Annotated in this window: 15 protein-coding genes; 1 reads left to right on the forward strand and 14 read right to left on the reverse strand. The window is 69.8% G+C overall.

All coding sequences use genetic code 11. The features are described from left to right. The first annotated feature begins 40 nt into the window (after positions 1-40). The gene (locus PV734_RS42470) at positions 41-1,870 is read left to right on the forward strand and encodes a glycoside hydrolase family 18 chitinase (protein ID WP_319098105.1); all 1,830 of its coding nucleotides are present in this window, start codon (positions 41-43) and stop codon (positions 1,868-1,870) included. Between the two features lie 71 nt (positions 1,871-1,941). Here the strand turns inward: PV734_RS42470 and PV734_RS42475 are convergent, their stop codons facing one another. From PV734_RS42475 to PV734_RS42540, 14 genes are all read right to left on the reverse strand, one after another. Next, positions 1,942-2,388: a DUF2550 domain-containing protein gene (locus tag PV734_RS42475; RefSeq protein WP_319098106.1), complete on the reverse strand. Its 447-nt coding sequence runs from the start codon at positions 2,386-2,388 to the stop codon at positions 1,942-1,944. A gap of 163 nt (positions 2,389-2,551) precedes the next feature. Continuing rightward, a complete protein-coding gene (locus PV734_RS42480) occupies positions 2,552-2,926 on the reverse strand; it encodes a F0F1 ATP synthase subunit epsilon (RefSeq protein ID WP_006381675.1) in 375 nt (124 codons plus the stop codon). A gap of 129 nt (positions 2,927-3,055) precedes the next feature. Further along, positions 3,056-4,492 (reverse strand): F0F1 ATP synthase subunit beta, encoded by a 1,437-nt coding sequence (atpD, locus tag PV734_RS42485; RefSeq protein ID WP_319098107.1) that lies wholly within the window; start codon positions 4,490-4,492, stop codon positions 3,056-3,058. After that, entirely contained in the window at positions 4,492-5,409 is a 918-nt protein-coding gene (locus PV734_RS42490; protein WP_319098108.1) for a F0F1 ATP synthase subunit gamma, read from the reverse strand. Before PV734_RS42490 ends, atpD begins: the two co-directional genes overlap by 1 nt. 20 nt (positions 5,410-5,429) lie before the next feature. Further along, positions 5,430-7,022 (reverse strand): F0F1 ATP synthase subunit alpha, encoded by a 1,593-nt coding sequence (gene atpA, locus PV734_RS42495; protein ID WP_319098109.1) that lies wholly within the window; start codon positions 7,020-7,022, stop codon positions 5,430-5,432. A gap of 160 nt (positions 7,023-7,182) precedes the next feature. Continuing rightward, positions 7,183-7,998, reverse strand: coding sequence for a F0F1 ATP synthase subunit delta (locus tag PV734_RS42500; protein ID WP_319098138.1), 816 nt, complete (start codon positions 7,996-7,998; stop codon positions 7,183-7,185). A 2-nt stretch (positions 7,999-8,000) separates the two neighbouring features. Continuing rightward, on the reverse strand, positions 8,001-8,546 hold the full coding sequence (locus tag PV734_RS42505) for a F0F1 ATP synthase subunit B (protein ID WP_319098111.1): 546 nt from the start codon (positions 8,544-8,546) through the stop codon (positions 8,001-8,003). A gap of 40 nt (positions 8,547-8,586) precedes the next feature. After that, positions 8,587-8,838 (reverse strand): F0F1 ATP synthase subunit C, encoded by a 252-nt coding sequence (locus PV734_RS42510; protein ID WP_319098113.1) that lies wholly within the window; start codon positions 8,836-8,838, stop codon positions 8,587-8,589. A gap of 72 nt (positions 8,839-8,910) precedes the next feature. Beyond that, the gene (gene atpB / locus PV734_RS42515) at positions 8,911-9,732 is read right to left on the reverse strand and encodes a F0F1 ATP synthase subunit A (protein ID WP_319098114.1); all 822 of its coding nucleotides are present in this window, start codon (positions 9,730-9,732) and stop codon (positions 8,911-8,913) included. Between the two features lie 225 nt (positions 9,733-9,957). After that, positions 9,958-10,395 carry a hypothetical protein gene (locus PV734_RS42520; RefSeq protein WP_319098115.1) on the reverse strand — a complete coding sequence of 146 codons (438 nt, stop codon included), beginning with the start codon at positions 10,393-10,395 and terminating at the stop codon, positions 9,958-9,960. Positions 10,396-10,676: 281 nt separating this feature from the next. Further along, positions 10,677-11,801 carry a flavodoxin-dependent (E)-4-hydroxy-3-methylbut-2-enyl-diphosphate synthase gene (gene ispG, locus PV734_RS42525; RefSeq protein WP_319098116.1) on the reverse strand — a complete coding sequence of 375 codons (1,125 nt, stop codon included), beginning with the start codon at positions 11,799-11,801 and terminating at the stop codon, positions 10,677-10,679. Further along, positions 11,798-13,567: a 1-deoxy-D-xylulose-5-phosphate synthase gene (locus PV734_RS42530; RefSeq protein ID WP_415924363.1), complete on the reverse strand. Its 1,770-nt coding sequence runs from the start codon at positions 13,565-13,567 to the stop codon at positions 11,798-11,800. Before PV734_RS42530 ends, ispG begins: the two co-directional genes overlap by 4 nt. A gap of 32 nt (positions 13,568-13,599) precedes the next feature. Beyond that, complete coding sequence (locus tag PV734_RS42535; protein ID WP_319098117.1) at positions 13,600-14,598, reverse strand: 4-hydroxy-3-methylbut-2-enyl diphosphate reductase; 999 nt, start codon at positions 14,596-14,598, stop codon at positions 13,600-13,602. Further along, on the reverse strand, positions 14,595-18,263 hold the full coding sequence (locus PV734_RS42540; RefSeq protein ID WP_319294721.1) for an ABC transporter ATP-binding protein: 3,669 nt from the start codon (positions 18,261-18,263) through the stop codon (positions 14,595-14,597). The genes PV734_RS42535 and PV734_RS42540 overlap by 4 nt, the downstream gene beginning before the upstream one ends. Positions 18,264-18,273 lie beyond the last annotated feature (10 nt).

Here is an 18,273-nt window from a genome sequence, read left to right on the forward strand (position 1 = left end):
GCTCAGTCGCGCCCCCCTGACTCCCCCAAGGAGGCGCGGCATGCGCTTCGGACAAAGATGTACGGCAGGCCTGACAACCCTGCTGCTCCCCCTCGCCGCCATGGTCGGCCTCTCGACCCCGGCACAGGCTGCCGCTGTATCGTCATCGGCTACCGCCACCTACACCAAGACCCAGGACTGGGGCACCGGCTTCGAGGGCAAGTGGTCGGTCACCAACACCGGTACCACGTCGATCAGTTCATGGACGGTCGAGTGGGACTTCCCCTCGGGTACGTCCGTCACCTCGGCCTGGGACGCGGACGTGACGTCCAGCGGCGCCCACTGGACCGCCAAGAACAAGTCCTGGAACGGCACCCTCGCCCCCGGCGCCACCGTCACCTTCGGCTTCAACGGTGCCGGCTCCGGGGCCCCCGCCAACTGCAAGCTGAACGGCGGCAGTTGTAACGGCGGCTCGGTCCCCGGGGACAACGCCCCCTCGGCGCCCGGCACTCCCACCGCCTCCGGCGTCACCAACACCTCGGCGAAGCTGAGTTGGAGCGCGGCCACCGACGACAAGGGCATCAAGAACTACGACGTCCTGCGCGGCGGCACCAAGGTCGCGACGGTGACGGCCACCTCGTACACGGACACGGGTCTGACCGCCGGTACGGACTACTCGTACACCGTCCAGGCCCGGGACACCGCCGACCAGACCGGACCGGTGAGCGGCGCGGTCTCCGTGCGCACCACCGGTGGCACCACCGACCCGCCCACCGGGAACAAGGTCAAGCTCGGCTACTTCACCGAGTGGGGCGTCTACGGCCGCAACTACCACGTCAAGAACCTGGTGACATCGGGCTCGGCGGCCAAGATCACCCACATCAACTACGCGTTCGGCAACGTCAAGGACGGCAAGTGCGTCGTCGACGACACCTACGCCGCCTACGACAAGGCCTACACCGCCGACCAGTCGGTCTCCGGCGTGGCCGACACCTGGGACCAGCCACTGCGCGGCAACTTCAACCAGCTGCGCCAGCTGAAGGCCAAGTACCCGAACATCAAGGTGCTGTACTCCTTCGGCGGCTGGACCTACTCCGGCGGCTTCGCGCAGGCCGCCGCCAACCCGGCCGCCTTCGCCGCCTCCTGCAAGTCGGTCGTCGAGGACCCACGCTGGGCGGACGTCTTCGACGGCATCGACATCGACTGGGAGTACCCGAACGCCTGCGGCCTGACCTGTGACACATCAGGCGCGGCATCGTTCAAGAACCTGCTGTCGGCGCTGCGTACGACATTCGGGTCGAGCTACCTGGTCACCGCGGCCATCACCGCCGACGGCTCCTCCGGCGGCAAGATCGACGCGGCCGACTACGGCGGCGCCTCCGCCTACGCCGACTGGTACAACGTGATGACGTACGACTACTTCGGCGCCTTCGACGCGGACGGCCCGACCGCCCCGCACTCGCCGCTCACCTCGTACGCCGGTATCCCGGCCGCCGGCTTCAACTCCGCCGACGCCATCGCCAAGCTGAAGGCGAAGGGCGTCCCGGCGGCGAAGCTCCTGCTGGGCATCGGCTTCTACGGCCGCGGCTGGACCGGCGTCACCCAGTCCGCCCCCGGCGGCACGGCGACCGGCGCGGCACCGGGCACGTACGAGGCGGGCATCGAGGACTACAAGGTCCTGAAGTCGTCCTGCCCGGCCACCGGCACGATCGCCGGCACCGCGTACGCGTACTGCGGCAACAACTGGTGGTCGTACGACACCCCCGCGACGATCGCCGGGAAGATGACCTGGGCCAAGAACCAGTCCCTGGGCGGCGCGTTCTTCTGGGAGTTCAGCGGCGACACGAGCAACGGGGAGCTGGTGAACGCGATCAGCGGCGGCCTGGCGTAGTCACCGGCACGGCGGAAAAGGAGGGTGGGGCGGGCCCGTACACACGGACCCGCCCCACCCTCCTGTGCGTGTCAGGCCACGTTCACCTGTTGTCCGGGAGGCGCCGCCTCCAGCCAGGCGAGGAAGCCGGTCAGCGCGTCGTCGCTCATCGCCAGCTCCAGTCTCGTCCCCCGATGGAGACAGGCCAGCACCACCGCGTCCGAGAGCAGGGCCAGCTCCTCCTCGCCGTCGGGGGCGCGGCGGCCGGCCACGTCGATCGACGCGCGTTCCAGGACGCGGCGCGGACGGGGGGAGTACGAGAAGACGCGGTACCACTCGATGCGGTCGCCGTTGTAGCGGGCGACACCGTAGCCCCAGCCCTTGCCGCTGGGGTCGGGTTTCTCCGGCACGTCCCAGCGCAGGCTGCAGTCGAACGTACCGCCGGAGCGTTGGATGAGCCGGCGCCGCAGCCCGAAGACGAACAGGCCCACCACGACGAACGCCACTACCAAGCCGCACACAGTCAGAGCGAGGAACATCGACACCGACCTCCTCGTCTCCTAGGTAACGGAAAGGAAAAAACATCCGGATTCGCCTCAGCCGCGGCCAGGACCGGCGCTAACCGGTCCCAGCCGCGGCTGAGGCAAAGCATCCGCTGGGGCTCCCCCAGTGCCTGAAGGGCCTGGGAGGTACCCCCTGTGGTCAGCGCGCCGCCACGGCCCGCAGTCGGACGTCCGCACGCCGCTCGGCGGAGGCGTCGCCCTCCGCCTTCGCGCGCTCGAGCTCTCGCTCCACGCGCTGGACGTCGATCTCGTCCGCCAGCTCGGCGATCTCCGCCAGCAGCGACAGCTTGTTGTCCGCGAACGAGATGAAACCGCCGTGCGCCGCGGCGACGACCGTTCCACCATCACTCGTACGGATGGTCACCGGGCCCGACTCCAGCACACCGAGCAGCGGCTGGTGACCGGGCATGACGCCGATGTCGCCGGACGTGGTGCGCGCGACGACCAGGGTGGCCTCGCCGGACCAGACCTTACGGTCGGCCGCGACCAGCTCGACGTGCAGCTCAGCAGCCAAGGTTGGCTCCTCGGGTCACCACCCGGCTGTTGTGCCGGGTGTTGGGTTCAATTCTAGAGGTAGTGCGGAGAGGGGCAGGACGCACCCCGCGAAGGGTGCTCCCCTGCCCCTCTCCCAAAGGCGCCGGGGTCAGGAGACGCCCAGCTCCTTGGCGTTGGCCGTGAGGTCCTCGATGCCACCGCAGAGGAAGAACGCCTGCTCCGGGAAGTGGTCGTAGTCGCCGTCGATGATCGCGTTGAACGCGGTGATCGACTCGTCCAACGGCACGTCCGACCCGTCGACGCCGGTGAACTGCTTGGCGACGTGGGTGTTCTGGGACAGGAAGCGCTCCACGCGACGGGCGCGGTGGACGACGAGCTTGTCTTCCTCGCCCAGCTCGTCGATACCGAGGATCGCGATGATGTCCTGAAGGTCCTTGTACTTCTGCAGGACCGTCTTGACGCGCATCGCGGTGTTGTAGTGGTCCGCCGCGATGTAGCGGGGGTCCAGGATGCGGGACGTGGAGTCCAGCGGGTCCACGGCCGGGTAGATGCCCTTCTCGGAGATCGGACGGGAGAGAACCGTCGTCGCGTCGAGGTGGGCGAACGTGGTGGCCGGGGCCGGGTCGGTCAGGTCGTCCGCGGGGACGTAGATCGCCTGCATCGAGGTGATCGAGTGACCACGGGTCGAGGTGATGCGCTCCTGGAGGAGACCCATCTCGTCGGCCAGGTTCGGCTGGTAGCCCACCGCGGAGGGCATACGGCCGAGCAGGGTCGAGACCTCGGAACCGGCCTGCGTGAAGCGGAAGATGTTGTCGATGAAGAACAGCACGTCCTGCTTCTGCACATCGCGGAAGTACTCCGCCATGGTCAGACCGGCCAGGGCCACGCGCAGACGGGTGCCCGGGGGCTCGTCCATCTGACCGAAGACCAGGGCGGTCTTGTCGATGACGCCCGAGTCGGCCATCTCCTCGATGAGGTCGTTGCCCTCACGGGTGCGCTCGCCGACACCGGCGAACACGGAGACACCGTCGTGGTTGTTGGCGACGCGGTAGATCATCTCCTGGATGAGCACCGTCTTGCCGACACCGGCACCGCCGAACAGGCCGATCTTTCCACCCTTGACGTACGGGGTGAGAAGGTCGATGACCTTGACGCCGGTCTCGAACATCTCGGTCTTCGACTCGAGCTCGTCGAAGCGCGGGGCCTTGCGGTGGATGGACCAGCGCTCGCCCGAGTACGTCTCGTCGGAGTTCAGAACCTCACCGAGGGTGTTGAACACCTTGCCCTTGGTGAAGTCGCCGACGGGGACGGTGATGCCCGTACCCGTGTTGGTGACCACGGCCTGGCGGACCAGACCGTCGGTGGGCTGCATGGAGATGGTGCGGACCAGGCCGTCACCCAGGTGCTGGGCGACCTCCAGGGTCAGCGTCTTCTTCGCGCCGTCGAGGGCCGGGTCGGCCACCTCGACGTGAAGGGCGTTGTAGATCTCCGGCATGGCGTCGACGGGGAATTCCACGTCGACGACCGGGCCGATTACCCGGGCGACGCGGCCCGTGGCAACGGCCGTCTCAACTGTCGTCGTCATTACCTGTCACTCCCCGCGGTCGCGTCGGCCAGGGCTGCGGTGCCACCGACGATCTCGCTGATTTCCTGGGTGATTTCGGCCTGTCGGGCCGCGTTGGCAAGTCGGGAGAGCGTCGTGATGAGGTCTCCCGCGTTGTCGGTGGCCGACTTCATCGCGCGGCGCGTGGCGGCGTGCTTGGAAGCGGCCGACTGGAGCATCGCGTTGTAGATACGGCTCTCGACGTACCGCGGCAGCAGAGCGTCGAGGACGTCCTCCGCCGACGGCTCGAAGTCGTACAGCGGAAGGATCTCGCCCTTCCCCGTCGACTCCGCGGCCACCTCGTCGAGGCGGAGCGGCAGCAGACGGCTGTCGACCGCGTTCTGCGTCATCATCGAGACGAACTCGGTGTAGACGATGTGGAGTTCGTCCACGCCGCCGTCCGCCGTCTCCTTCTCGATGGCCTCGATGAGCGGAGCCGCGACCTTCTTGGCGTCCGCGTACGTGGGCTGGTCGGTGAAGCCCGACCACGACTCCACGACCTTGCGCTCGCGGAAGTTGTAGTGGGCCAGACCGCGGCGGCCGACGATGTACGTGTCGACCTCCTTGCCCTCCGCCTCAAGGCGCGCCGTCAGCTGCTCGGCGGCCTTGATCGCGTTGGCGTTGAAGGCGCCGGCCAGACCGCGGTCGCTCGAAAGGAGCAGGACCGCGGAACGGGTCGGTGTCTCGGCCTCGGTGGTCAGCGGGTGCCTGGTGTTGGACCCAGTGCCGACCGCCGTTACCGCGCGGGTGAGCTCGGTCGCGTACGGCGCGGAGGCCGCCACCTTGCGCTGCGCCTTGACGACACGCGAGGCGGCGATCATCTCCATCGCCTTGGTGATCTTCTTGGTCGCGGTGACGGATTTGATGCGACGCTTGTAGACCCGGAGCTGGGCTCCCATGAGTCAGGTCCCTTCCGTCGTCACTTGGCCGCGGCGGCCGGAGCGTCTTCGCCGAGAAGCTTGCCGTCCGAGGTCTCGAACTGCTTCTTGAACTCCGCGACGGCGTCGCCGATGGCGGTGATGGTGTCGTCCGACATCTTCGCGCCCTCCTTGATGGAGGTCATGAGGCCCTGCTCCTTGCGGTGCAGGTACTCCAGGAGCTCCTTCTCGAAGCGGCGGATGTCGCCCACCGGCACCTCGTCCATACGGCCGGTGGTACCGGTCCAGATGGAGACGACCTGGTCCTCGGTGGCCATCGGCTCGTACTGCGCCTGCTTGAGCAGCTCGACCAGACGCTGACCCCGCTCCAGCTGCGACTTCGACGCCGCGTCCAGGTCGGAACCGAAGGCGGCGAACGCCTCCAGCTCACGGTACTGGGCGAGGTCGAGACGCAGTCGACCGGACACCTGGCGCATCGCCTTGTGCTGCGCGGAACCACCGACTCGGGAGACGGAGATACCGACGTTCAGCGCGGGGCGCTGACCGGCGTTGAACAGGTCCGACTCCAGGAAGCACTGGCCGTCGGTGATGGAGATGACGTTGGTCGGGATGAACGCCGAGACGTCGTTGGCCTTCGTCTCGACGATCGGCAGACCGGTCATCGAGCCGGCGCCCAGCTCGTCGGAGAGCTTCGCGCAGCGCTCCAGGAGGCGGGAGTGCAGGTAGAAGACGTCACCGGGGTAGGCCTCGCGCCCCGGCGGGCGGCGCAGCAGCAGGGACACGGCGCGGTAGGCGTCGGCCTGCTTCGAGAGGTCGTCGAAGATGATGAGGACGTGCTTGCCCTCGTACATCCACTGCTGACCGATGGCCGAACCGGTGTACGGCGCGAGGTACTTGAAGCCGGCCGGGTCGGACGCCGGGGCGGCGACGATGGTCGTGTACTCCAGCGCGCCGGCCTCTTCGAGGGCGCCACGCACGGAGGCGATGGTCGAGCCCTTCTGACCGATGGCGACGTAGACGCAGCGGACCTGCTTCTTCGGGTCGCCCGAGCGCCAGTTGTCACGCTGGTTGATGATCGTGTCGACGGCCAGAGCGGTCTTGCCGGTCTGACGGTCGCCGATGACCAGCTGACGCTGGCCGCGGCCGATCGGGGTCATCGCGTCGACGGCCTTGTAGCCCGTCTCCATCGGCTCGTGCACCGACTTGCGCGCCATGACGCCCGGAGCCTGCAGCTCAAGGGCGCGTCGACCGCTGGTCTCGATCTCGCCGAGGCCGTCGATCGGGTTGCCGAGCGGGTCGACGACGCGGCCGAGGTAGCCCTCGCCGACGGCGACGGACAGAACCTCGCCGGTACGGGTGACCGGCTGGCCTTCCTCGATGCCGCTGAACTCGCCGAGGATGACGGTACCGATCTCGCGCTCTTCGAGGTTGAGCGCGAGACCGAGGGTGCCGTCCTCGAACTTCAGCAGTTCGTTGGCCATGGCCGAGGGGAGGCCCTCGACCTTCGCGATGCCGTCACCGGCGAGGGTGACCGTACCGACCTCCTCGCGCGAGGCCGCGTCCGGCTTGTACGACTGGACAAAGTTCTCCAGCGCGTCCCGGATCTCCTCCGGCCGGATCGTGAGCTCCGCCATCTGGGTTCCCTGCTCTCCTTGTTGGGCCCGAAGTTTCACTTGGGGGGATGGGGACTCCCCCCAAAAAAGAGGTGAATCCTCTGCACGGCCCAACGAGGGCCGCATTCAAGTACGTACTACGAGTATTGAGTTGCTGCGTGCTGTGTGGCTGCCGGGCGGGCTAGCCCGCCATGCGGCGGCCGGCGTCCTCGATGCGGTCCGCGATGCTGCCGTTGATGACCTCGTCGCCGACCAGCACCCGGATCCCGCCGAGGACCTCGGGGTCCACGTCCAGGTTCAGGTGCATCTGACGGCCGTAGAGCTTCGCGAGGGCGGCGCCGAGGCGCTGCTTCTGCGGGTCGCTCAGCGGGACCGCGGAGGTGACGACGGCGACCATGCGGTCCCGGCGCTCGGCGGCGAGCTTGGACAGGGACTCGAGTCCCGATTCCAGGCTACGTCCCCGAGGCGCGGTCACCAGGCGGGTCACCAGACGCTCGGTCGTGGCGGCGGCCCGGCCCCCGAGCAGGCTGCGCAGCAGCTCGCCCTTGGCGCCGGTGGTCGCGGCACGGTCGGTCAGCGCGGCGCGCAGCTCGGTGTTCGAGGAGACGATCCGGCCGAACCGGAACAGCTCGTCCTCGACGTTGTCGAGCGCGCCCGCCTGCTGGGCGGCCGTGAGGTCGGCGATGTCCGCCAGCTCCTCCAGCGCGTCCACCAGGTCACGTGAACGCGACCAGCGGGAGCGCACCATGCCGGACACCAGGTCGGTGGTGGGCCCGCCGACCTGGCTGCCGAGGAGACGCTGGGCCAGTTCGGCCTTGGCCTCGCCGGACTGCGCCGGGTCGGTGAGGACCCGACGCAGCGACACCTCGCGGTGCAGCAGCGCGGTGACCGAAGCCAGCTCGTCGGACAGCTTCTTCGCGTCGGCGGACGTCGAGTCCGTCAGCGCGTCGAGACGCTCCCGTGCGGCGGCGGCAGCCTCGCGACTGGCTCCGTGCACGGTCATCGAGTCGCCTCGGCCTTCTCCTCAAGGTCATCGAGGAAACGGTCGATCACGCGGCTCTGCCGGGCGTGGTCCTCAAGGGACTCGCCGACGAGCTTGCCGGCCAGCTCGGTCGCGAGCTTGCCGACGTCCTGACGGAGCGCGGACGAGGCGGCCTTGCGGTCGGAGTCGAGCTGGGAGTGACCGGCGGCGACGATCTCCTCGCGCTGCCGCTGGCCTTCCGCGCGCATCTCGGCGATGAGCGTGGCACCCTGCTCCTGCGCCTCCTGGCGCAGCCGCGCGGCCTCGTGCCGAGCCTCGGCGAGCTGAGCCTTGTACTGCTCGAGGACACTCTGGGCCTCGGTCTGAGCGGCCTCGGCCTTCTCGATACCGCCCTCGATGGCCTCGCGACGCTCTTCCAGAACCTTGTTGATGTTCGGGAGGAGCTTCTTGGCGAGGAAGCCGAAGACGATGACGAAGGCGATCAGGCCGATCACGAGCTCTGGGATCGGCGGGATGAGGGGGTTCTCTGCCTCCTCAGCCGCCAGCTGAACCAGGGGGCTCATATCAGTGCCTTTCGTCGAAAGGGGCGGTCCGACGTCTGGGTCAGGAGGTCGGGTAGACGAACGGCATGACCAGACCGATCAGCGCGAGCGCCTCACAGAAGGCGAAGCCGAGAATCTGGTTGGCGCGGATCAGACCGGCAGCCTCGGGCTGACGGGCGAGAGCCTGCGTACCGTTACCGAAGATGATGCCGACGCCGACACCCGGACCGATGGCGGCGAGGCCGTAACCGATCGAGCCGAGGTTGCCCTTGATTTCCGTGGCGGCGAGGGTGGCCTGCGCGAGAGCGGACATGCCGTTCTTCCTTCTCTTTCAATGACCGGTGGGGGTTGGCCACCGGATGTCTCTGGTAGTCAGGTCGGGCGCTCAGTGGTGCTCGGCGAGAGCGCCCTGAATGAAGCTGCAGGTCAGCAGTACGAAGACATAGGCCTGGACTGCCTGGATGAAGAGTTCGAAGGCGGTCATCACGAGGACCATCACGAACGAGACACCCGAGTACGCGATGCCGATGCCGTTCAGCATGTACCAGCTGGCGATCGTAAAGAGCAGCAGCAGGGTGTGACCGGCGAACATGTTCGCGAAGAGTCGCACGGCGTGGGTGAAGGGCCGGACCAGGAGGTTGGAGAACACCTCGATGGTCATGGACAGCGGCAGGACCGCGCCCAGCGACTTGTCGTAGCCGCTGATGTTCTTCCAGCCGCCGACGAACCCCTGCCGTTTGAAGGTCAGGCTGACCCACAGGATGTAGACGATGCCGGCCAGTACCGCGGGGTACGAGATGATCGCGGTGACCGGGAACTGGGCGACCGGGATGATCGACCAGAGGTTCATCATCCAGACGAAGAAGAAGAGCGAGACGACCAGAGGGACGTACTTCTCGCCTTCCTTCTTGCCGATGGTCTCGTAGACGACGCCCTTGCGGATGAAGTCGTAGCCCATCTCGGCGACCATCTGCAGCTTGCCCGGGACCACCTTCGGCTTGGCGAAGGCGGCCCAGAAGAAGCCGACGATGATGACCGAGCCAAGCAGCGCCAGCAGCATCGTCTTGTTGAAGTACGCGTTGCTGTCCCCGTCGCCCAGAAGCGGCTCGAACAGGAACGAGTGCAGGCCCGGAGCCGGGAAGCCACAACCGTCGAAGAGGTGGCAATCGGTCTCGAAGGCGAGCACCTGCGTCGGGTCAGCACTCACCGCGGGCTCCTTCAGCGTGGCGCATAGGTACGGCAACCTCGTTGTGTCGGCGCGGCACGCAGCCGCGGTTCGGCACTGGACTGGTGTTACGGATGTGGGGGCGGCTGTGGGGCATCAAGCCTCGCGATTGAGCAGGCGTCAGCTCAGATGCCCGCGCCCGCGATGCCGCAGTTGGCACCGGACGATAGCAGGCTCTCTCACACGCCCTTATCCCGGCCCTACCTCTCACGACGAGTGCCCCGTCTTGTGGGGCCTGTCCCCCGTCGTGGAGTCGGGTTCAACGTAGAGGATCTTTGCCTTCACGTGGGCACGCGCCTGCGCCGCGATCCAGGCGATTGTGCCTGCGACCAGCGTGAGCGCGAAGACCCTGGGGTTGAAAAGCGTCGTGTTCTTGAACGCCGCGAGAAAGATGAACAGCAGAAGAATTTGTGCCGCGTACAGCATCAGGCCCATTGCCTGGAACAGATGCGGAAGCGTTTTGGCAGTGCGCTGCAGAACGTAGAACCCGATTCCCATGAAGAGAATCACGACCAGCGTCGCGACAACCGCCCCGATCGCCCCTTCGGCACCGGTGACCACAGCACTGATGCCGGCGGCAAGAGCACCGACGGCGGCTGTGGGCACAGCGGCCTGAAGCAGGGTCCGGACGTCATTGGACGGCATGGCGGCAACTCCGCTTTCGCAGGGGGCGTGGGGTGTCGTCATGGACGAGCGTAGTCCCCGGGTCGAGCGGTGAAACTCACGCCAACCGACCGTCGCACTGCGGTCCTTCGGCTCTGTCCGGGGTTCTCGTGAACCGTATCACAAACTATTTGATGAGGTCTTTACCTGGATGGTGTGCTCGACGTCACGCATGAGAGTGAACCTGCACACCTGCGCAGGAACGCCGCCTATTTGTCTGGTATTGAGGCGACTAATTCCCCCACGGTTTGGCAATGCTCTAGTCAGATTCTTACCTTGCCCTGCTTGGACGCCAGCTTCAGTGCCTCCTCGATGAGGGTCTCGGCGATCTTGGATTCGGGGACGGTCCGTACGACCTCGCCCCGGACGAAGATCTGCCCCTTGCCGTTGCCGGAGGCCACCCCCAGGTCCGCCTCCCTGGCCTCGCCGGGGCCGTTGACCACACACCCCATCACCGCGACCCGCAGCGGCACGTCCATGCCCTCCAGGGCGGCGGTCACCTCGGCGGCCAGCTTGTAGACGTCGACCTGCGCCCGGCCGCACGACGGGCAGGAAACGATCTCCAGCTTGCGCGGCCGCAGGTTCAGCGACTGGAGGATCTGGATGCCGACCTTGACCTCCTCCACGGGCGGCGCCGAGAGCGAGACCCTGATCGTGTCCCCGATCCCCTGCCGCAGCAGGGCGCCGAAGGCGACGGCGGACTTCACCGTGCCCTGGAAGGCGGGGCCGGCCTCGGTGACGCCGAGGTGCAGCGGGTAGTCGCACGCCTCGGCCAGCAGCTCGTAGGCGCGGACCATGACCACCGGGTCGTTGTGCTTCACGGAGATCTTCAGGTCGTGGAAGTCGTGCTCGGCGAAAAGCGAGGCCTCCCACAGCGCCGACTCCACGAGCGCCTCCGGCGTCGCCCTGCCGTGCTTGGTGAGGAGGCGAGCGTCCAGCGAGCCGGCGTTCACGCCGATCCGGATCGGCGTGCCGCGGTCCTTGGCGGCGCGGGCGATGGCGGCCACCTGGTCGTCGAACTTGCGGATGTTGCCCGGGTTGACCCGGATCCCCGCGCAGCCGGCGTCGATCGCGGCGAAGACGTACTTCGGCTGGAAGTGGATGTCGGCGATGACCGGCAGGGAGGACTTGGCCGCGATGACGGGCAGCGCCTCGGCGTCGTCCTGCGAGGGGCAGGCGACCCGGACGATGTCGCAGCCCGCAGCGGCCAGTTCGGCTATCTGCTGGAGGGTGGCATCGACATCTGCCGTGACCGTGGTGGTCATCGACTGCACGGCGACCGGGAAGTCGCTGCCGACGCCCACCTCCCCCACGCGCAGTGCGCGCGTCCGGCGGCGCTCCCCGAGGGTCTGCGGCGGTGCGGCGGGCATGCCGAGCTGGACCGTCATTCTCCTTCTTCCTTCCCGATCACGCGCAGTGCCGTCGAGAGGATCACGTCGGCGGTCAGTCCGCTGCGGGCGAGGATGTCCTCGCGCCGCCCCTGGGCCAGGAACCGCTGGGGCAGGCCCATCACTTGGACCGGGCGGCGGGCGCCCGCGTCGGTGAGTGCCTGGGCCAGGGCCGCTCCGGCGCCGCCGGAGCGGCCGCCGTCCTCGACACTGATCACCGCCCGGTGCGCGAGACCGAGCTCGATGAGGGCGGGCGCGACCGGCTTGATCCAGCGCGGGTCGACGACGGTGACGCCGATCCCGCGCTCCTGGAGCCTCTCCGCCGCGTCAAGGCACATGCGGGCGCACGGGCCGACCGAGACCAGCAGGACGTCCCGACCGCCGGAGCGGTGCAGTACGTCCACGCCGGCGACGGTGTCCACGGCGGGTACGGGTTCCGGTACGGCGCCCTTGGGGAAGCGCAGCGCAGTGGGTGCGTCGTCGACGGCGACGGCCTCGCGCAGGGCGTGGCGCAGGGTCTCGGCGTCGCGCGGGGCGGCGACCCGCAGGCCCGGCACGAGCTGGAAGAGGGACAGGTCCCACATGCCGTTGTGGGAGGCGCCGTCCTCGCCGGTGACCCCGGCCCGGTCCAGGACGAAGGTGACCGGGGCCCGGTGCAGGGCGACGTCCATCAGCAGCTGGTCGAAGCCTCGGTTGAGGAAGGTGGCGTAGACGGCGACAACCGGGTGGAGTCCGCCGAGGGCCAGGCCGGCGGCGGAGGTGACGGCGTGCTGCTCGGCGATGCCCACGTCGAAGGTGCGCTCGGGGAAGCGCCGGGCGAAGGCGCCGAGGCCGGTCGGCTCCAGCATCGCGGCGGTCAGAGCGACCACGTCGGGGTACCGCTCGCCCACGGCGAGGAGCTCGGTCTCGAAGACGGAGGTCCACGACGGTCTCTTCGATGCCGGGGCCTTGCCCTCGGCGGGGCGGGCGCGGACCGCGTGGAAGCGGTCGAACTCGTCGCGCTCGGCCGGCGCGTGCCCGCGCCCCTTCTCGGTGACGCAGTGCACGACCGCCGGGCGGCGCAGGGCTGCGGCCCGGAGCAGGGCCTCCTCCAGCGCGCCCACGTCATGGCCGTCGACCGGGCCCAGACAGGGCAGCCCCAGGTTCTCGAACAGGCCGGGCAGACTCGTGTGTTCGCCCGCGCGGCGTGCGGTGAGGTGGTTGGCGATGCCGCCGATCGTCGGGGCGTAGGAGCGGCCGTTGTCGTTGAGGACGACGACGACCGGGCGGTGCGGGGCCGCCGCGAGGTTGTTGAGCGCCTCCCAGGCCATGCCGCCGGTCAGCGCGCCGTCGCCGATCACCGCGACGACCGCCCGGTCCCTGACTCCGCGCAGTGCGTGCGCCTTGGCAAGACCGTCGGCGTAGCTCAGGACGGTGGAGGCATGCGAGTTCTCGATGACGTCGTGCGCGGACTCCGCCCGCGCAGGGTAGCCGGACAGGCCCTCGGGCTGGCGCAGCGCGTCGAAGGCGTCCGCGCGGCCGGTGAGAATCTTGTGGACGTAGGTCTGGTGGCCGGTGTCCCAGAGAACGGTGTCGCGGGGCGAGTCGAAGACGCGGTGCAGGGCGAGGGTCAGCTCCACGACGCCCAGATTGGGGCCGAGGTGGCCGCCGGTGCGGCTGACCTTGTCGACGAGGAAGTCCCGGATGTGCCCGGCGAGTTCCTCCACCTGGGGCAGGCTCAGCGTGCGCAGCTCCTCGGGGCCACGCAGGGCCGCGAGGGCGGGCAGGGGGCGTTCGATGCCGGTGGTCATCTGTGCGGTCACCCGTTCTCGTCGGCGAGCGGTGTCAGCGGGGCCCGGCCGGTCACGGGGTCGGCGAGCCGGGCGGGCATGGCGAACACGACGTCCTCCGGGGTGCCTTCGTCGACGCGGACCTCGGTGTGGCCCAGTTCGGCCAGGCGCTCCACCAGACCGCGGACCAGAACCTCGGGGGCGCTGGCGCCGGCGCTGAGGCCGACGGTGCGGGCCCCCTCCAGCCACTCCTCGTCCAGGTGCGTGGCATCAGGGACGAGATGGGCGGCGCAACCCTCCCGGCGCGCGACCTCGACCATCCGCAGGGAGTTGCTGGAGTTGAGCGAGCCGACCACCAACACCAGGTCGCAGGAGCGGGCGAGGGACTTCACCGCGTTCTGCCGGTTCTGACTGGCGTAGCAGATGTCATCGCCGTGCGGGCCGACGAGGTCGGTGAAGCGCCGGTGCAGGGCCTCTATGACGTCGGCGGTCTCGTCGAAGGACAGCGTGGTCTGGGTCAGGTAGGCCACCGGGGTGTCGTCAGGCAGATCCAACCGGGCGACGTCCTCGGCGCTCTCCACGACCAGGGTGCGGGCGGGCGCCTCGCCGCGCACGCCCTCCACCTCCTCGTGGTCCTCGTGCCCGACGAGCAGGATGGTGCGGCCGTCGCGGACGTAGCGGACCGCCTCCTGGTGCACCTTGGACACCAGCGGGCAGGTGGCGTCGATGACGTCCAGTCGGCGCGCGGCCGCTCCCGCCCGCACCTGTGGGGAGACCCCGTGGGCGGAGAAGACGCACACGGCGCCCTCGGGCACCTCGTCCTCGCTGTCGACGAACACCGCGCCGCGGCGGCGCAGTTCGCCCACCACATGGTGGTTGTGGACGATCTCCTTGCGGACGTACACCGGCGCGCCGTACAGGTCCAGGGCGCGCTCGACGATGCCGATGGCTCGCCGTACGCCCGCGCAGAAGCCGCGGGGCTCTGCCAGGAGGATGCGCCGGCGGGGCGTCAGCTGCTCGGTGGTCATAGGGGCCTTCCTTGCGTCTGGAGTGCTGTGCGGGGGTGCGCCTCGTGGGCGCGCCACAGGGCGGCGTAGTGCCCGCCCAGCGCGAGGAGCTCGTCGTGCCTGCCGTCCTCGCGGACGCGTCCGTCGGCGAGGACGAGGACGCGGTCGGCGCGGGCCGCCAGGGCGAGCCGGTGGGTGACGATCAGGGCGGTGCGGCGGGTGGCGAGCCGGTCGGTCGCCGTGTTGACCAGGGCCTCGGTGGCCGGGTCCAGGGCGGAGGTCGCCTCGTCGAGCAGCAGGATCGCGGGGGCGGCGAGCTGGGTGCGGGTGAGGGCGATCAGCTGGCGCTGGCCGACGGAGAGGTTGCGGCCGCCTTCCGTGAGCTGGTGCCGGTAGCCGCCGGGAAGGGCGGTGACGAAGGCGTGGGCGCCGGTCGCGCGGGCCGCCGCCTCGATCTCGGCGTCGGTGGCATCGGGGCGGCCGTAGGCGATGGCGTCGCGGACCGGGCCGGCGAACAGGTAGGGCTCCTGCGGGATGACGCCGAGCCGCTGCCGGTAGGCGCTCAGGTCGAGCCGGGTCACGTCGGTGCCGTCGATGAGGACGGTGCCGGCGGTGGGGTCGTAGAACCGTGGGACGAGCTTGAGCAGGGTGGACTTGCCGGAGCCGGTCTCGCCGACGACGGCGACGCGCTGGCCGGCGGGGATGGTGAGGGTGACGCCGGCGAGGGCGGGCACGGTGTCGTCCGCGTAGCGGAAGCGGACGTCCCGGAAGGTGATCTCGCCGTGCAGGGGGACGACCGGGTGGGGGTGTTCGGGCAGCGGGGTGCTGGTGGGCAGGTTCAGCAGTGCGCCGATGCGGTCGAGGGAGACGCGGGCTTGCTGGAAGGCGTCGTAGAGCTGGGAGAGCTGTTGGACGGGGACGAAGAACAGCTCCAGGTAGAGGAGGTAGGCGACGAGCGTGCCGACCTCCATCGCGCCGTCGCGCACCCGCTGGGCACCGAGGGCGAGGACGCCGGCGGCGGCGACGGCGGCGACGCACTCGATGAACGGGAAGTACACGGCCATCAGGAACTGCGAGCGGATCCGGGCGCGGCGGTAGGCGTCGCTGTGCGCGGCGAAGCGGCGAAGGAAGGCGTCCTGCGCGCGGAAGGCCTGGATGACGCGCATACCCTCGGCGCTCTCCTGGAGGGCGGCGTTGACCGTGGCGGTGTGTTCCCGGGCGAGCTGGTAGGCGGCAACGGCGCGGCCGCGGAGGACGGCGGTGGCCAGGTACAGGGCGGGCAGGGCGACCAGGACCACCAGGAGCAGTACGGGGTCGGTGACCAGCAGGGCGACCAGGACGCCAGCCATGGTCAGCAGGGAGGCGAGGAAGGCGAGCAAGCCGGTCTGGAGGAAGCCGGCGACGGCGTCCACGTCCGTGGTCATCCGGGTCAGGATCCGGCCGTCGGCCTCGCGCTCGTAGTGGTCCAGGCCGAGGCGGTGCAGGTGGGCGGTCATGCGCAGGCGCAGGGAGTACAGGAGGCGCTCGCCGGTGCGTCCGGTGACCCGTATGGAGCCGCCCTGCACCGCCCAGCGCAGCAGGGCCACGGCCAGGGCGGCCACGCAGGCCGCCGTCAGCGCGCCGGTAGCCACGGAGCCGACGGTGCTCTCGATGCCCCACCGCACGGCGTACGGCTGGGCGAGCCCGCAGCCGACTTCGGCGAGGACCAGGGCGAGACCGGCGACGAGGGGGAGGCGGAAACCGCGGGTGAGGGTGCGGAGGGAGAAGGGGGTGGTGAGAGGGCGGGTGGCGGATGCCTCGTCCACGGCGGGGTTGTCGGGGGTGGGGGGCGTCTGGGGGGTGGAAGTGGTCGGGACGGCGGTGGTCAGGGCTGCGGAGAGGGGCCGGGCTGCGGGGGCGGGGGTGTCGGCGGGGGTGGTCTCGGGGTGCGGCTGTCGTGTCGGGTTCTCCTCGTGCCCGAACAGTGCCCGGAACTGCGGACAGCGGGTGAGGAGCTCCGGCTCGGTGCCGATGTCGGTGATGCGGCCGTCGTCCAGGACGGCGATGCGGTCGGCCAGGGCGAGGGTGGAGGGGCGGCGGGCGATGAGGAGGGTGCTGTGGTCGTGGGCGAGGGTGCGCAGGCCTGCGTGGATGGCGGCCTCGACGCGGGTGTCCACGGCGGAGGTCGCGTCGTCGAGGACGAGGAGGCGGGGGCGGGCCAGCAGGGCGCGGGCCAGGGCGAGGCGCTGACGCTGGCCGCCCGAGAGTGACTGGCCGCGCTCGGTCAGTTCGGTGTCGTAGCCCCCGGGGAGGGCGGTGACGAAGTCGTCGGCCCAGGCCAGCCGGGCGGCCTCACGGATCTCGGCGTCGGTGGCGTCGGGGCGGCCCAGCGCGATGTTCTCGCGAACGGTCCCGGCGAAGAGGAACGTCTCCTCGGGGACCAGGGCGAGGGCACCGCGCAGGGCGTCCAGACACAGATCGCGTACGTCGGTGCCGCCGATCCGCACCGAGCCGGACTGTGCCTCGTGGAAGCGGGCGAGCAGCAGGGCGAGGGTGGACTTGCCGGTGCCGGTGCCGCCGACGACGGCGACCGTCTCACCCGGTTCGATGCGCAGGATCAGGCCGTCCAGGACTCGACGGCCGGGGTCGTGGCCGAAGGCGACGCGGTCGAACTCCACGGCGAGCGGGCCGTCGCCGGGCAGCGGGAGCATGCCGTCCGGGTGGCTGGGCGGGGCGCCGGTCACCTCCAGGACGCGCTCGCAGGCGGCCGTGCCCTGCTGAACGGAGCTGAGGAGTCCGGCCAATTGGCGCATGGGGTCGGCGAGTTGGGTGAGGTACATGGAGAGGGCGACGAAGGTGCCGAGGCTGAGGTCGCCGCGGGTGGCCAGCCAGCCGCCGAGGAAGAGGACGGCGACCTGGGTGAGCGCCGGTACGGCCTGGAGCGCCGGCTGGTAGCGGGCGACCAGCCGGTTCAGGCGCAGCCGGGCGGTGTACAACTCCCGTGCCGCCTCGGTGAAGCGGGCCGTCTCCTGCTGCTCGCGGCCGTGGCCCTTGACGAGCTGGACGCCGGCGACGGAGCTCTGCACGACGCCCGCGACGGCGGCCGCGCGGTCCTGCGCCCGCCAGGAGGCGGCGAGCATCCGCGGGTGGCTGCGACTGGCGAGCAGCCACAGCATTGGGAGCATGGCCAGGCTCACCAGCGTCAGCGGCACCGACAGCATCGCCATCACGGCCAGCACGCCGACCACGGTGGTCAGTTGGGAGAGCAGCGCGGGCAGAGTGGCCACCAGGCTGTGGACGACGTCGAGGTCACCGGTCGCCCGGCCCATGAGTTGGCCGGGGCCGAGCCCTTCCGGTCCGGGTCCGTCGGGCCGGGACACCGCCCGGAACATCGCCGTCCGCAGCTCGTGCTGGACGTCCGCGGCGAGCCGGTTGGCGTAGTGGCGGCGCAGGAAGGTGAGCGCGTAGCGGGCCAGGGCGGCGAGCAGCAGCAGGCCGATCCAGGGCAGCAGGGGGCGTACGGCGCTGACAACGACGTCGTCCAGCACGATCTGGGTCAGCAGCGGGACCGCGACGCTCGTCGCCGTGGCCCCCACCGCGCCGACCAGCGTCGGCACCAATGCGCCGGGGTGCCGCAGGCAGATCCCTGCCAGGCGCCGCAGCGCAGGACCACGGAGGTTTCGCGTGTCATCGGCGTCGGACGCCACGGGCCGGGTC

This window comes from Streptomyces sp. AK08-02 (assembly GCF_033795085.1).
GTDB lineage: Bacteria > Actinomycetota > Actinomycetes > Streptomycetales > Streptomycetaceae > Streptomyces > Streptomyces echiniscabiei.

Excerpts from the sequence above, each read along its gene's own strand:
- PV734_RS42475 (WP_319098106.1), bottom strand. The coding sequence starts at position 2,388 with ATGTTCCTCGCTCTGACTGTGTGCGGCTTGGTAGTGGCGTTCGTCGTG.
- PV734_RS42535 (WP_319098117.1), bottom strand. The coding sequence starts at position 14,598 with ATGACCACCGAGCAGCTGACGCCCCGCCGGCGCATCCTCCTGGCAGAG.
- PV734_RS42505 (WP_319098111.1), bottom strand. The coding sequence starts at position 8,546 with ATGAGCCCCCTGGTTCAGCTGGCGGCTGAGGAGGCAGAGAACCCCCTC.
- ispG (WP_319098116.1), bottom strand. The coding sequence starts at position 11,801 with ATGACGGTCCAGCTCGGCATGCCCGCCGCACCGCCGCAGACCCTCGGG.
- atpD (WP_319098107.1), bottom strand. The coding sequence starts at position 4,492 with ATGACGACGACAGTTGAGACGGCCGTTGCCACGGGCCGCGTCGCCCGG.
- atpA (WP_319098109.1), bottom strand. The coding sequence starts at position 7,022 with ATGGCGGAGCTCACGATCCGGCCGGAGGAGATCCGGGACGCGCTGGAG.
- PV734_RS42510 (WP_319098113.1), bottom strand. The coding sequence starts at position 8,838 with ATGTCCGCTCTCGCGCAGGCCACCCTCGCCGCCACGGAAATCAAGGGC.
- PV734_RS42490 (WP_319098108.1), bottom strand. The coding sequence starts at position 5,409 with ATGGGAGCCCAGCTCCGGGTCTACAAGCGTCGCATCAAATCCGTCACC.
- PV734_RS42520 (WP_319098115.1), bottom strand. The coding sequence starts at position 10,395 with ATGCCGTCCAATGACGTCCGGACCCTGCTTCAGGCCGCTGTGCCCACA.
- PV734_RS42470 (WP_319098105.1), top strand. The coding sequence starts at position 41 with ATGCGCTTCGGACAAAGATGTACGGCAGGCCTGACAACCCTGCTGCTC.